14 protein-coding genes are annotated in these 15,309 nt (G+C 40.0%); 4 read left to right on the top strand and 10 right to left on the bottom strand.

Features of this window, described 5'->3' with window-relative positions; genetic code table 11:
• Positions 1-21 precede the first annotated feature (21 nt).
• Complete coding sequence (locus BLP77_RS00870; RefSeq protein ID WP_093855211.1) at positions 22-1,635, top strand: long-chain fatty acid--CoA ligase; 1,614 nt, start codon at positions 22-24, stop codon at positions 1,633-1,635.
• A gap of 211 nt (positions 1,636-1,846) precedes the next feature.
• Positions 1,847-2,272: a MaoC/PaaZ C-terminal domain-containing protein gene (locus BLP77_RS00875; RefSeq protein ID WP_093855212.1), complete on the top strand. Its 426-nt coding sequence runs from the start codon at positions 1,847-1,849 to the stop codon at positions 2,270-2,272.
• Here the strand turns inward: BLP77_RS00875 and BLP77_RS00880 are convergent.
• From BLP77_RS00880 to BLP77_RS00895, 4 genes are all read right to left on the bottom strand, one after another.
• A complete protein-coding gene (locus BLP77_RS00880; RefSeq protein ID WP_093855213.1) occupies positions 2,269-3,333 on the bottom strand; it encodes a bifunctional glycosyltransferase family 2/GtrA family protein in 1,065 nt (354 codons plus the stop codon). The genes BLP77_RS00875 and BLP77_RS00880 overlap by 4 nt on opposite strands.
• Positions 3,334-3,520: 187 nt before the next feature.
• Positions 3,521-4,291: a 3-hydroxyacyl-CoA dehydrogenase gene (locus BLP77_RS00885; protein WP_093855214.1), complete on the bottom strand. Its 771-nt coding sequence runs from the start codon at positions 4,289-4,291 to the stop codon at positions 3,521-3,523.
• Between the two features lie 26 nt (positions 4,292-4,317).
• Positions 4,318-5,469 (bottom strand): thiolase family protein, encoded by a 1,152-nt coding sequence (locus BLP77_RS00890; RefSeq protein ID WP_093855215.1) that lies wholly within the window; start codon positions 5,467-5,469, stop codon positions 4,318-4,320.
• Between the two features lie 92 nt (positions 5,470-5,561).
• Positions 5,562-6,665, bottom strand: coding sequence for a PQQ-dependent sugar dehydrogenase (locus tag BLP77_RS00895; RefSeq protein WP_093855216.1), 1,104 nt, complete (start codon positions 6,663-6,665; stop codon positions 5,562-5,564).
• Between the two features lie 138 nt (positions 6,666-6,803).
• On the opposite strand from BLP77_RS00895, the gene BLP77_RS00900 reads away from it, so the two are divergent.
• Entirely contained in the window at positions 6,804-8,582 is a 1,779-nt protein-coding gene (locus BLP77_RS00900; protein ID WP_093855217.1) for a S9 family peptidase, read from the top strand.
• A gap of 90 nt (positions 8,583-8,672) precedes the next feature.
• Here the strand turns inward: BLP77_RS00900 and pepV are convergent, their stop codons facing one another.
• On the bottom strand, positions 8,673-10,106 hold the full coding sequence (gene pepV, locus BLP77_RS00905) for a dipeptidase PepV (protein WP_093855218.1): 1,434 nt from the start codon (positions 10,104-10,106) through the stop codon (positions 8,673-8,675).
• A 34-nt stretch (positions 10,107-10,140) separates the two neighbouring features.
• The gene (locus BLP77_RS00910; RefSeq protein ID WP_093855219.1) at positions 10,141-10,890 is read right to left on the bottom strand and encodes a 3-hydroxybutyrate dehydrogenase; all 750 of its coding nucleotides are present in this window, start codon (positions 10,888-10,890) and stop codon (positions 10,141-10,143) included.
• A gap of 237 nt (positions 10,891-11,127) precedes the next feature.
• Between BLP77_RS00910 and BLP77_RS15725 the strand changes: the two genes are divergently transcribed.
• The gene (locus BLP77_RS15725; protein ID WP_176752911.1) at positions 11,128-11,292 is read left to right on the top strand and encodes a hypothetical protein; all 165 of its coding nucleotides are present in this window, start codon (positions 11,128-11,130) and stop codon (positions 11,290-11,292) included.
• A 100-nt stretch (positions 11,293-11,392) separates the two neighbouring features.
• Here the strand turns inward: BLP77_RS15725 and BLP77_RS00915 are convergent, their stop codons facing one another.
• The 4 genes from BLP77_RS00915 to BLP77_RS00930 all read right to left on the bottom strand — a co-directional run bounded on the left by BLP77_RS00915 (position 11,393) and on the right by BLP77_RS00930 (position 15,303).
• Entirely contained in the window at positions 11,393-12,148 is a 756-nt protein-coding gene (locus BLP77_RS00915) for a C40 family peptidase (RefSeq protein WP_093855220.1), read from the bottom strand.
• A 126-nt stretch (positions 12,149-12,274) separates the two neighbouring features.
• Positions 12,275-13,516, bottom strand: a complete 1,242-nt coding sequence (locus tag BLP77_RS00920; protein WP_093855221.1) for an ABC transporter permease — start codon at positions 13,514-13,516, stop codon at positions 12,275-12,277.
• The gene (locus BLP77_RS00925; protein ID WP_093855222.1) at positions 13,509-14,441 is read right to left on the bottom strand and encodes an ABC transporter ATP-binding protein; all 933 of its coding nucleotides are present in this window, start codon (positions 14,439-14,441) and stop codon (positions 13,509-13,511) included. Before BLP77_RS00925 ends, BLP77_RS00920 begins: the two co-directional genes overlap by 8 nt.
• 22 nt (positions 14,442-14,463) lie before the next feature.
• Positions 14,464-15,303: an ABC transporter ATP-binding protein gene (locus tag BLP77_RS00930; RefSeq protein WP_245686787.1), complete on the bottom strand. Its 840-nt coding sequence runs from the start codon at positions 15,301-15,303 to the stop codon at positions 14,464-14,466.
• Positions 15,304-15,309: the final 6 nt, after the last annotated feature.

The following is a 15,309-nucleotide window of genomic DNA, read 5'->3' on the forward strand; positions in this document are numbered from 1 at the left end:
ATATAAAAGGAGAGGGTCTATATGATGGAAGGTGCTTTACTCATTAACAAAATGCTTGAGCGAGCAGAACAATTGTTTCCTAAGAAGGAAATCGTCTCACGGACCGCATCTGGAATTACGCGGCTAAATTATTCGGAGCTTGGGAAACGAACAAGGCGGCTGTCAAGCGCACTTGAAAAACTCGGAGTAGGACGAGGCGATAAAGTAGCAACACTAGCCTGGAATGACCATCGTCATTTGGAAGCCTACTTTGGTATTCCGAGTATGGGGGCGGTGTTGCATACGATAAATATTCGCTTATCTCCCCAGCATATTGCCTATATTATTAATCACGCCAAAGATAAAGTGTTATTAGTTGACCCAATGTTTTTACCCATTCTTGAAGCGATTAAAGATGAACTCTCCACTGTTGAAGCCCACATTATTTTATCAGATGAACCACAATTACCTGATACGACATTAGCTCCACTTTACGCCTACGAGGAATTATTAACTGATGCCAATCCTAACTACGAATATCCAAATGACCTCGATGAACATGATCCAGCTGGTATGTGTTATACGTCTGCTACGACGGGTTTGCCTAAAGGTGTCGTTTATTCGCATCGTGGCCTTGCACTGCATAGTATGGCTTTAGGACTAGCGGATTCCGCAGCAATATCCGAATCGGACGTGGCGATGCCAGTTGTTCCAATGTTCCATGCCAATGCTTGGGGGATGCCATTTGCCGCCACATGGTACGGCTCAACACAAGTTCTCCCAGGTCCTTCATTTACACCAGAGCTGTTAGCTAATTTAATCACACAAGAAAAGGTCACGATTACAGCAGGGGTCCCAACGATTTGGCTCGGTTTATTAAAAGAACTTGATGCCAATGCCGAACAATATGACATGAGTTCCCTGCGCGCAGTGCTTTGTGGTGGGTCAGCAGCACCGAAGGGTATGATTCAAGCTTTTGAAACGAAGCACAAGATACCATTTATCCATGCTTATGGTATGACTGAAACGACGCCGCTCGTTACGTTATCAAGACTTAAGAGTCATCAGGAAGACTTACCATATGATGAGAAACTAGAAATTCGTGCCAAACAAGGCTATGTCGTACCAGGTCTCGAAATAAAAGTCGTTAACGATGATGGTGAAGTCGAATGGAATGGTGAAGACATGGGCGAATTACTTGTTCGTGGGCCTTGGATTGCTGAAGAATACTATAACGATGAGCGAAGTGCCGAGGCTTTCCGCGATGGTTGGCTCTACACAGGTGATATTGTCACCATTGATGAAGAAGGCGTTATGAAAATTGCTGATCGGACTAAAGATTTAGTCAAAAGCGGCGGGGAATGGATTTCAACTATTGATTTAGAGAATGTTCTCATGGCATATGAAGACGTGTTTGAAGCGGCGGTCGTCGGTGTACCACACCCTGAATGGCAGGAACGCCCGATTGCAGCAGTCGTATTAAAACCAGATGCTACGGTCAGCAAAAAAGAACTTTTTGAATTTCTAAAGCCACAATTTGCGAACTGGTGGTTACCTGATGACATCATCTTTATGGATGAAATCCCAAAAACATCTGTCGGTAAATTCCAAAAAAACAGACTGCGAGAACAGCTTCAGGATTATTTAACCGTTTAATGCTTAAATACACCGATAGGATTCAAAGTTACACCGATAGAATGTAGAAAAACGCCGATAGAATTCAAAGATACACCGATAGAATGTGGAAAAGCACCGATAGGATTCAAAGATACACCGATAGAACCTTCAAATACGCCGATAGAATGAAATTAATGAAAGAAGGAACTCGCGGAAAAGCGAGTTCCTACATATTTATCGAGGTGAAATAATGAAGTTAAACGAGTTTGAAGTCGGTCAAACCTTCCATACAGATCCAGTTACGGTAACGAAGGAAGCCATTTTAGACTTTGCTAAAAACAATGACCCACAATATTTTCATATCGATGAAGTAGTAGCGAAACAAGGGCCTTTTGGCAGCTTAATCGCTTCAGGCTTCCAAACCTTATCGATCGTTTGGGTCGAATTTATTAAAAAAGATATCCTCGGACGTGATTGTCTTGGCGGGATGGGTATGAATCAAATCGTTTGGCGCATTCCCGTCTACCCAGGTGATCAACTCCACGCAACCTTTACTGTCTCAAGTAAAAAAGAACTCGATCACGTAAAAGGCATCCTAAGCCTAGGTATAAAAGTTTTTAACCAAGGCGAAAAAGAAGTGATGAGCTGCGATACGATGATTATGATGCGAGCCTAAATCGATTCATTTACTTTACCCTTAAATATAAATAGCTTCTGAACTAAATAACTAACAATGAATAAAGAGGCATCCACTCCCATTTTTATGATGACCTCACCGTGCCCAATTATGGAGTAAATCAAGTACACACCAGTTGCTGAAGTAGCTAAAATGGCTATACTTAAGATCGCATACTTTAATAAAGACCGTTTTGAATCGGATTTAAAAACGATTTTTCGGTTAACGGTGTAGTTAAATAAAGCAGATAACACACGCGCTAATATAGTCGCCACGATAACATGTTTCGTTTGGAAAAAAGGATCAAAGATAAAGACAAAAAGCGTATACAATAACATATCGATAATGTATGACGCGACTGATGACAAAACATATTTAAAAAAGACAAAGTAAATCCGGATGGTATCAACAATCGGTCTAAAATGGGAGGAATCTTCTAAATAGACGGTCTTAATTGGTACTTCATGAATATCGATATCAAATTTATTAGCGTTCGTAATCATATTCATCTCAAATTCATAATGATCTCCAGGGATGTCAACTATTTCTTCCGCATAACGAATTGGAATGGCTCTTAATCCTGTATGTGTATCGTCTAACTTAATTCCTGTTTCGAACTTGATAGCATACCTCATCATGAAGTTGCCCACCCGACTTCTAAATGGCGCATCCTCTTTGGTAAAACTTCTTTTTCCTAAAACTAAGTCATCGGCTTGATTCTGCGATTCCTCCAAAACCCTTACAATATCCTTAGGTAGATGCTGACCATCACCATCGGCTGTAATAATTCGTTTTAATTCCGTTGATTCCTTAAGGCTATATTCAATTCCGGTTTTCAGTGCCGCTCCTTTACCTTGATTCGTGTCATGATTCAGAACATGACACTGATAGTCATCTAATTGTTTGAAAATAGGTTGATGCTCCTCATCTGATCCATCATTCACAATTAAAATATTGTTTAAATTCAATTCATTTAAATCTTTTATTAACTGAACCAGCTGATGATTAGGGTTATAGGCTGGAATGAGTATGACGTAAGGTGATGTGTGATCTATAATCAATATGACGACCCCATTTCAATCAGCAATATATAAGCTTAGTACTACCCATTATTGAATGGATTCATGAGAGGGAACATATTTCATTTGGGAGGAAAAATGAGAAAAAGGCTTTGTCGCTGTACAATCTTAAATAAAAAATGGAGATACCCATCTATCAAGAAATGGGTATCTCCATAAATTCGGCATTCTACTTCGGCTGCATGCGAATGGCACCGTCCAATCGGATCACTTCACCGTTTAACATCGGGTTCTCAACAATGCTTTCTGCTAATTTCGCGTACTCAGAAGGATAGCCTAACCGAGATGGGAAAGGCGTCATGGCACCGAGTGCATCACGTGCTTTTTCAGGTAACGATGCAAATAGCGGTGTATCGAATAAGCCAGGTGCAATCGTCATGACGCGAATGCCATGAGGGGATAAATCGCGTGCAATTGGCATCGTCATTCCGACAATACCGCCTTTCGAAGCACTGTAGGCTGCCTGCCCGACCTGGCCTTCATAAGCAGCGACTGAAGCGGTATTAATGATGACACCGCGTTCACCTTCGTCGCTTGGTTCATTAGCCGTCATCTGATCAGCCGCAAGACGAATCATATTAAATGTTCCGACTAGGTTGACTTGGATAACTTTTTGAAAGGATTCAAGATCATGTACGCCTTTACTGCTCACCGTTTTTTTGGCTGCTCCAATTCCTGCACAATTTACGACGATATGTAAATCGCCAAACGTATTTTTAACTTGTTCTAATGTACTCTGGACACTTTGTTCATCTGTGACATCAGTTTTAATAAACTGAACTTGGTCTGACCCTAATTCATTAGCTAGGGATTGCCCTTTTTCTTCCTGTAAATCAGCGATTATTACGTTAGCACCATTTTGTACAAGGTTTCGGACGGTAGCTTCTCCTAAGCCTGAAGCTCCGCCAGTGACTAAGCCGACTTTGTTTTGAATATCCAAAATCATTCCTCCCCTATTGTAAAATTCTAATCTAACCGTTCAATAATCGTAGCGTTGGCCATACCGTGACCTTCACACATCGTCTGCAGACCGTAACGTCCACCTGTTCGTTCGAGTTCATGTACTAGGGTTGTCATGAGTTTTGCACCACTTGCACCTAGTGGATGCCCAAGCGCAATCGCTCCCCCGTTAACGTTTAATTTCTCAGGGTCAGCCCCTGTCTCATCCAACCATGCCATTGGCACAGGCGCAAAGGCTTCATTGACTTCATATAAATCCATATCCTCAATCGTTAATCCAGCTTTCTTTAACACTTTTTCTGTTGCTGGAATTGGACCGGTTAACATCATCGTTGGATCAGATCCAACAACGGTACGGGCAATGACTCGAAAGCGAGGTTTTAACCCTAATGAGTCTGCTTTTTCCTTAGACATTAAAAGTAATGCCGCAGAACCATCACTAATCTGACTAGAATTCCCGGCATGAATCACACCGTCTTCTTTAAAAACAGGGTTGAGTCCGTTTAGAGCTTCAGGTGTTGTTTCGCGTCTAGGACCTTCATCAGAAGTCATTGTTTTCGTCGTACCATCCTCTAATGTGACATCGACTGGCAACAACTCTTTGTCAAATCGCCCCTCATCTTGGGCTTGAATCGCTTTTTGATGACTTTGATAGGAGAACTCATCTAATTGTTCGCGTGTGTAACCCCATGTTTCGGCAATCCGTTCTGCTGAGAGCCCTTGGTTAATCATTTCATATTTTTCGTTTAATTGTGGACTGAATGAGGCGCCATTCATATTCGAAAACATCGGAACACGTGACATGTTTTCTATCCCAGCTGCCACGACAACGTCCATATCACCGCTTAATATCGCCTGTGAGGCAAAGTGAACCGCTTGCTGACTTGACCCACATTGGCGATCAATCGTCGTACCGGGTACTTCCTTTGGATAACCTGCAATAAGTGCCGCAATTCGCCCGATATCGGCTGCCTGCTCACCTACTTGTGAAACACACCCCATAATGACATCTTCAATATGGCTTGGGTTTATTCCTACTCGGTTGACGAGTTCCTTTAACGTTAATGCTGCCAAATCATCTGGTCGTTTATGACTAAGTAACCCTTTCCTTCGTCCAACTGGTGTTCTAACAGCTTCTACAATGACTACTTCTCGCATCTTAGTCGCCCCTCTCTGTATTCATACTCTTAAATTCATTATAACAAATTTTTATAATTATCTGAAAAAATAAACATAAAATAAGCCGGATATTAATCCGGCAGTTTCAAACGCAATAATTGGTCATCAGCTTCTTCTGGATTTCCACGTCCATCCCGATTACTCGTAATCGTATATAAATAACCGTCTTCAATCCAAACATCCCGCATACGTCCACTATCTTGGTAAAAGGTTTCTGTCGTTCCTTCTGCAATATCGTATGCGATAATTTGTGAACCTCTTAATGCTGCGATATAAATTTTCCCTTTGTAAATGTCGATGCCAGATGGTGCCCAAGTCGTCTCACCTGTATGATAAATCGGTGTAACCATCCCTTCTTGCTGTGCATCACCCTGGATGGCTGGCCACCCGTAGTTCTGACCTGGTTCAATTAAGTTAATCTCATCATGCGCACTACTACCGTGTTCAGTGCTATACATGACACCATTATTGTCCCAGGTGATCCCTTGAGGATTTCGATGTCCATAAGAATAGACATAGGAATTTTCAAATGGATTATCTTCCGGAATCGAACCATCCAAATTCATCCGCAGTATCTTCCCAGCCAGGCTGTTCACGTTTTGGGCTAATTCACGGACAACAGCATCACCAGTCGTCACATATATCTTTCCATCTGGTCCAATTTCAAGCCGTCCACCATCATGGAACTCCTCGCCAGGTATTTGATCAATTAAGACGTCTACTTCCTCCCAACGATGGCCTTCATTTTCTAACAAAACAACGCGATTATAAATGTGCTCACCTTCTTGGTATGTATAGTACGCATAAGCCTGTCCAGATTGAGCAAAGTCCGGTGCTAGTAAAAACCCTAATAATCCACTTTCACCAAAATGCAACACGTCCTTTGAAAGCATAATCTCTTGTTCTACGACTTCACCGTCTGATTCAATCCGAAGTAAGTTTCCACCGCGTTCCGTCACATAAAACGTATCATCGGACTTAGCAATTGACCACGGAATCTCAAGGTTTTGAGCAAGGGTTACCCTTTCTTCCTCCTCAAGATGAATTACGGGTTTGGCATTTAAATCGTGACTAGCTTCTGAACTTTCATTTGATTTTAACGAATCTTCGGAAGAATCGTTAAAACAACCTGTGGCAAGTATACAAAGGCTTAAAACAAACAACAGTCTCACCATCATAAAGACCTCCAATCCTTTATTATTCATCTTACCGAAATTTTCCTAAAATAAACAAAAAATAATTCGAAAATCGTAGGAATTTAATCATTTTTGGCGAATTAGTTAAGAGAGTATAAAGTGGGGAGGAAATCTAAAGTGAAATTTAAGAAACCGGATGTAGAACAATTTTTTCGAACATATGGCATTCAGTTGTTTGCGGTAAGCCCAGATGAATCGCAGCTTGCATTTTCAACAAATTTAAATGGTAAGTTTAATCTATGGGCAATGGACATACCGAATACGTTTCCGTACCCGTTAACGTTCCATGATCAAAGTACGGATTCGTTGCAGTACGATAAAAGTGGGGAGTATTTGTTGTTTTCGTCTGATCATGATGGTGATGAGAATTCGCAATTATATGCAATACCGCCTCAAGGTGGTGAACCTAAGCCAATTCGAACGTCTGAGGGCCATCGTCATATAATGCCGTCGCTTTCAAACGATGGTAAAAAGGTTTACTACACGTCGAATAAAGAGGATCAGACCTTTTTAAAGGCCTATGTATATGATATGGAAAATGATGAAGAGGACGTTTTTCTTGAGGGTGAAGATGCGCCAACTTTTCTTGTGAAAAAGAGTCCAGACGAGACAAGCTTGATCTATTCCAAAATGTTTTCTAATACGTCACAATTAGCTTACGTCTTATATAATGGTGAGCATTACAGGGTAACACCCGAAACGGACCATCAGCATACGTTTGGTGGTTTGGATTTTGCTTCTGAGACCGAAATTTATTTTACAACATCGTATGACTCTGACTTTGAGTATCTCGCAAAATTTGATTTAGAGACCAAAGAATTTTCTAAGGTTAAACAGATAGAAGGTGAAGCCTTAACGGATGTGAAGTATGATGAATCGTCAAATTCTTTATATCTAGTCGGTGTAAAAGGTGTTAAAGACTCCTTCTATCGATATGATTTAGAAAATGGCACATTAGAAGAGCTTAATCCGCCTACAAGTGTCATTGCACAAGTGGAGGTAGCTAAGTCAGGAAACGTTTATCTAATGGGCGTTTCCGCTACGGCACCGGCTAATATCTATAAATATGCCAATGGAAAATGGGAACAGCTCACTAACTTCGGTGTGCCTGGTGTGGCAAAAGAAGAAATGGTTGAACCAGAAATCATCACTTACCCTTCTTTTGATGGAAAAGAAATCGAAGCGATGTATTTCCGTGCAAAGCCTGAAAATGATAATGGTTACGTTATTTTATGGCCACATGGTGGGCCACAAGCAGCGGAGCGTTCAACATTCCGTGCTTTATTCCAATTCTTAATCTATCAAGGCTATAGTCTTTTCACGCCAAACTTCCGAGGTTCAACTGGCTACGGCTTGACGTTTACGAAAATGGTAGAAGGCGATTGGGGTTACGGACCACGATTAGACAACGTCGAAGGATTAGAATGGTTAATTAAAAACGGCTATGCTGACCGTGATAAAATTTTACTAATGGGTGGAAGCTATGGTGGCTATATGGCGTTATTGTTACATGGTCGTCATTCAGAATATTTCAAAGCCGTGGTTGATATCTTCGGCGTTAGTAATTTATTTAGCTTTGTAGATAGTGTACCAGAACATTGGAAGCCTATAATGAAGCAGTGGTTAGGTGACCCAGAGAAAGATAAAGAAAAATTTGAAGAAGATACACCCATTACGTATTTAGACAGCATGACCAAACCGATGCTCGTCATTCAAGGGGCTCAAGACCCACGAGTAGTTAAAGCCGAATCCGATCAAGTCGTCGAGGCTTTACAAAAACAAGGTACAGAGGTAGATTACTTAGTGCTGGACGATGAAGGTCACGGGTTCTCTAAGAAGGAAAACGAAATTAAAGTTTATAAGAAAGTGCTCGAATTCTTTGAGCAATATGTTTAATGAAGAAGGCCTGCCAATGTTGGTGGGCTTTTTTAGTCATGACTTTTGTCAGTAAAAAACCAACTCGCATTCAAGCGAGTTGGTACCTTTCTAAAATGGCTCATTGGCTAAGTCATACAATGCACGAGCATAAATCGCTGTAGCTTTTAATAAATCATCGACTTCGATATGCTCATCAACCTGATGCGCCGTCATGGTCTTTCCAGGGAAGGACGCGCCATAAGCAACACCGTTTTTTAGGAAGCGCGCATAAGTTGCACCACCTGTAGTGAGTAAAGTAGGTTCCTCATTCGTTTCCGTTTCATAAGCATTTTGCATAATTTTAATCGTTGGATGGTCGCGGTCGACATAATGTGGATCTTTTGTTCTGACACCTCTCAATTCCATTTGATATGTTTCACTAGCCTTTTGAATGTTTTCTAATGATTGGTCATAGTCCGTACCAACTGGGCAACGAATATTTAAATGAACTTCAGCTTGATCACCTAACTCATATCGAAAAGCGCCTGCATTAACGGTAAGTGGCCCTACCTCGTCATGGTTAACTGCTATTCCCATGTTATTACCATAAAAGTCATCACAAAGCATATCCTGAATAAAGTGAAGATAATTAGAGCTTTGATTATCCCATTCATAAGGCGTTAGAAACGGAACAAGCTTTAAGGCAGCATTAATTCCGTTAAAAGGTTCCATACCATGTACCGTTTTACCGTTTAATGAAAGTTCAAGCTCGTTATCTGATTTGTACTGTGTATCACCCAACAAACTTTCCTTCTCACAATATGTTTTAAAATCCTTTTTCATCGCCTCAAGCTTTTCTTTAGGGCCTCTAATATGAGCTGTAACATGGTCAGGTACCATATTTCCTCGTTCACCTGACTGTAGATAAGTTAAATGAAGAACATCCTTTTCGTTACTCTCTGTAATATCCATTGCAATTTTAGCATTAATTTGTCCTTTTTCTGCATAGATGATGGGAAAGTCCGCATCCGGAGAAAAGCCATACTTCGGACTGCCAAATGTCTCAACGTATTTTTTCATACATCGCATGCCACTTTCTTCATCCGTTCCCAAAATTAACCGAATTCGTCTTTTTAACGGTAAATCGAGCTCCTTTAACACCTTCATCGCATAATAAGCCGCCATTGTAGGGCCTTTGTCATCGATAGCGCCTCTTGCATATAATTTACCATCTTTAACAAGCGGCTCAAACGGTTCATTATGGCTCCATTGACCTGGCGCAGGTACAACATCTAGGTGGCCAAGCGTGACAATCTCTTCTTCGCCTTCACCTAAATCAACCCAACCGACATATCCATCTAATTGGTCAATTTGAAAGCCATCTTTTTCAGCCAAATTTAACATCCAATCTAAGGCTTCTCCAATTTTGTTTCCCATTGGCCGTTTATCAGTTGCCGAATCAAGATCCTTAACACTTTTAATCGAGAGAAGATTACTTAAATCATTAATGAGTTCGTCCTTTCGTTTGTTTACTTCTTGAGAGAAATTAATATCCTGTGGCATTTTAATCCTCCTTCAATTGATATCTATTTCTATCTTACCATCCACCGGAAACACTAACAGTCTCACCTGTAATGGCACCAGCTCCATCAGATGCAAGGAAAACAGCTGTGTGCGCAATATCCTCTGGCTCAAGTAAACGCTTCATCGGTTGTTTTATTAGTAAATTGTTATGGAGCGCTTCTTGTTCTGATGTCCCATCTTCTTCAGCAAGCTTAGCCAGCTGATTTTCAATTAATTTAGTTCGGACAGCCCCTGGCATAATGGCGTTCACGGTAATGCCATCGTTTGCCGTCTCAATGGCAACAGTACGTGTTAACCCAACTACACCGTGTTTCGCTGAGATATAAGCTGATTTATACGGTGAGGCGGATTTGCCGTGCACAGATGAAATGTTAATAATTCTACCATACTGACGCTTTTTCATATGAGGCAGGGTGAACTTCGTCATTAAAAATGGGCCTGTTAGCATGACTTCAATTAACTGGCGCCACTTGCCCACTGGGAAATTTTCAACCTGATCAATATGCTGAAGTCCCGCATTATTAACTAATACATCAATTTGACCTCGTTCATCAATCACTTGTTGGACAAATTGATCAACTTCATATTCGTCGGAAACATCAACTTTAAAAGCTTTAGCTTGTCCTAGACTTGAAGCCGCCTCTTGAGCTTTAACTAAATCCAAATCACAAATCATCACGAAATCTCCATTTTTAATAAAGGCTTTAGCAATAGCATAACCTATGCCTTGCGCAGCCCCGGTAACAACAACTGCACGTTCCATATAAAAAGCCTCCCCTTTACTAACTCTATTATAAAATAAATATACTGACTTTTGTGAAAATTTTAATACTTTATGGCTTTAAAGTGGGTGTAAATCTAAAGGATATAGGAATATATAAGAGAATACGAAAATTTATTAAAGAATTTAATTTTTAAGGTTGCATTTATCGTAAAATTTGATATTATATACTTGCAAATCATAATAAATCACAATATTTGATGAAAGGGGATGAGGGTTATGCAAACATCTCTTATCTTTATCTCTTTAACCATTTTATTAACGTTTCTAGTATTGTACGCAGCGGATAAGGTTATTTCGACGTTCAAGAAGAAGAAATCAACCCTGAAAATAGATCAAGTCACAACAAACAACTTTGATAATATGGAAGTCGAACATCGCTAAGAACGTACGAAAGGGCTGAGCCAATTAATTGGCTCAGCCCTTAATTATTGAAGCGAAACTTAAGTTTTTTATGTCTTGGCATACTTGTACTCTGATATCACTAAAGATCAATATTAAATTGAAAATCAGGATGTTTATAAATCACTTCAAACCGTTCATCATATTCAAGCATCGACAAATCCTCTGGTGAAAATAAGAAATAATCATTTTCTAATTCCATATCAGCGCCGTAATAATAGGATAACCATATAAGCTTTGAGCAATAAATCGCCGTCCACGGGTCATCCAATGCCACTTGTGTGGTAAATGAAAATGGAGGGACTTCTTTGTTTTGATTTAAATTTTCGGTATAGATCTGTAAATAATTATTAGCAAATTCAGTTGCATTTAATGCAGCTTCACGGTCTTTGCAGCGTAATTGTAGATGAAGCGGGTGTATTTCCTTAAATTCTTGAATGGTGGCTTTTCTAACTTGGGGATAGGTGGTGACGGCTTCAATTATATGCTTCTCATCTAATACCATAGCCGAATGACCCATATAACCTGGTGGTAGAAAATCACCAAAATTATCACACGCGACTAGAATATCCCCGGGTAAAAAGTTACGATCCTCTTCTCTTTGAATTTGACCTCCTGCTATAGTCGTTTCATATCTATTTCCATCTGAGAAAACTAATTCAACCCTTAATGGAAATCCTTTCTCATTACGTAAATGAAAGTCGGACATCGGATGGAATGTCCCGACCAACTCCTGCCCTAAGTATGTTTTAATGTACCGAACTGGATATTGATACAAATCTATATGGACGGAAATGGTATCTTCTGTAACACTTCCTTTTACAATAGGGTTGCTCATGCTAAACACCTCATATTCAAAGTCGTATACTACAGAATATAGTTATAAATCTAAAAAGGTGCAGAGCTTGAAACAATTTTTATGGATAAAAAATAAGCCGGTTGACGAGAGTCAACCGGCGGATTATTAAGCTCTTAACCATTTCCATATTTCTTGTGGTGTTGCATTTTTACCGTAAATTAAAATACCAACCTGGAAGATCTTACCTGCAAGCTTCATAAAGATCCAAATACTAAGGATTAACACGGCGATGGCTATGATAATTTCAATCCATGGCCATTCATCGAGTGCAGATAGACGCATAATTAAGACACCTGGGGCGGTGAAAGGTACATAAGAGGCTACCTGCGCTACAACACCGCTCGGATTACTAAAGATTGGTCCAATTAAAACGAATGGTAGGAACGGAATCATTAATACGAAACCTTGGAAGTTCCCGCTCGTCGAATAGTCTTCAATTGTAGCACCAAGACCAACGAAAATGGATGCGAATAATAAATAACCTAAAACGGCGATAAACGTTAATAACAACGTTTCAGGGACGAATAAATATTCAAGTAACGGTACATCGTCTAACTTCCAAATCGCAATTGGCAGCGCCATTGTTAACCATACCGCCACTTGTAAAATTCCTAAACTAAAGTAACCGAGGATCTTCCCTTGCATCAGTTCGCCTGTTGTCACAGATGAAAGGATAATTTCTGCAACCTTATCCTTTTTCTCCTGTGATGCGCTTTGGAAAATCATCATACCGGAGATAACAATTGAGAACAGTACTAGCCCCGCAAAAATAGCCGGAATCGCTCGTTCATACGGGAATCCCATGGTTTCACCTTCACCCATGGCTTCACCAGTCGATTCGGTTAATTCAACTGATTCAAACTGAATAGGGTTTGCTACAACCTGCATTTGTTCCGCGGATAATCCGGCTTGTTTTAATTGCAGTTGTTTAATTGGCTGTTCGAATACACGTATTGCGCTTTCAAACCCTGCACCTAACTCATCACCTGTTAAATAGGTAACTGTTCCAGTTTCGACGGTTTCATCATTGAGTAAAATGTAAGCAGACTCTTCTTCGGATTGGAGCTGTGTTTTCATACTTTCTAAATCAGCATCCGTTTGTTCAACATCCCAGTCGACGAACTCGCCTTCTTCTATGGCAGGTTCGACTGAATCGTAGACACCTAACTGATCATTTAAATAAACCTTAGTTGATTCTGATTCATCATCACCAAAGCTACTTAATAAAGTTGGGGCTGTCGCAAAAATAACAAAAATAACCGGCGTTAAAAATAACGAAACGATAAATGATTTATTTCGAATATTACGTCTAAATTCCCATTTTGCCACTTTTAAGCTATTACGCATCGGACTCACCTGCTTCCTGTGCAATGTTTTTATCGGTTGCAATATCCACAAATATTTCATGCAATGACACACGATCGACTGATAGTTCCTGCACATTTAAATCATTAGGTAATTGTTTTAACCAGTTCGTTACATGAACGTCCTTCGATAAATACAAAACAGAAATATCATCACTTTGATCGATTCTCGTTACATCGGGTAAGCTTTTGAATGTATTTTGGCCATTTTTACCACGAATGGTACATTTAAAGTTTGCATATTCAGCTTTAACTTGATCCATTGAACCGTAGATCACCTTTTGGCCTTTGCTAATCATAAATAGACGGTCACACATCTCTTCAACTAAATTCATTTGGTGTGAGCTAAGTAGAATCGCCGTACCATTTTTCGCAAGATTTTTAATTTCATCCTTAAAAATTTCCTGACTGACAGGGTCTAGCCCAGAAAACGGTTCATCTAAGATAAGGAGTTCGGGCTCATGAATGATCGAGCCGATAAATTGTACTTTTTGTCCCATACCTTTAGATAGCTCTTCAACCGAAGCATTTTCTTTTCCTTCTAAACCAAGCTTTTTCAAATAATCTAAAGCTCGCTTTCTAGCTTTTTCTTTCGGATAGTCCTTTAAATTAGCGAAATAAAGTAAAATATCCATGACTTTGACATTTTTATATAGTCCACGTTCTTCAGGTAAATAGCCAATTTTATGACGTGGAATCTCATCACCGTTATGATTGTGGAAGGTGACTCGACCTTCGTCTGGATACATGATCCCCATAATATTTCGAATCGTGGTTGATTTTCCGGCACCGTTTGGACCTAAGATCGCCATGATTTCCCCTTGATGGACATCAAAGGAAATATCTTTAAGAACTTTAGTGTTCTTGAACGATTTCTGCAAATGTTCTACACTTAAGACTTTTTCCACTAGACTCTCTCCCTTCACATGTTTATATGAGCATCAATGAAATGGCGTCATTTAAATCAATGTGTTCCTTTTGTGACCATTTCAGTTGGTGTCGCTTCAAGTATGCTTCAAGCTCTCGTTCTTGATTTGTGATCACTATCCGTTCACCTTTTCGTTTGACTTCGCCTGGTAATGTTTTATGAGGCAGCGAATCAGCTAGCCAATATTGGGTGAAATAACGCGATAATTCATCTTTTTCATAATGTCCGATGATGTCTCCGTCCCGGATGATAGCAATCGTGTCGGCTAATTTTCGGATTTCCTCCGTTTGGTGACTCGCTAGAATTAGTGTACGATGGCCTTCCTCCATCCATTCAACTAATATATCCATTAATAGATACTTTGATGGAATATCCATATGAGAAGTAGGTTCGTCTAAAATCATAATATCTGGATTTCGTGGCAGCATTAACGCGAGTGCGAGTTTTTGCTGCATACCTTGTGACATCTTACCATATTTTTTCGAAAGATTGACATTAAACATATCGACCATTTTGTTAAACCGTGATTCATCCCAATTCGGATAAAGGTTTGAAATGATTTCTTTCAGTTGATGTCCATTAAAAGGATCATAACCCAATAAACGCTGAGGTAAATAAGCAACATGCTGTTTCCAGCTTTCATCCTCGCTGATATTCCGTTCTAAAAGACGAATATCTCCTTGGTTAGGTTTCACTAAATTCATGAGCATCTTGAGTAACGTACTTTTTCCGGCCCCGTTATTTCCGACAATAGCGGTGACTAGTCCTGGCTCAATCGATAAATTGAATGGTCCTAATTCGAAATCGTCAATGGTTTTATATAAATTCGAAACATCAATCACTGGTTT

This window comes from Tenuibacillus multivorans (assembly GCF_900103915.1).
Lineage (GTDB): Bacteria > Bacillota > Bacilli > Bacillales > Alkalibacillaceae > Tenuibacillus > Tenuibacillus multivorans.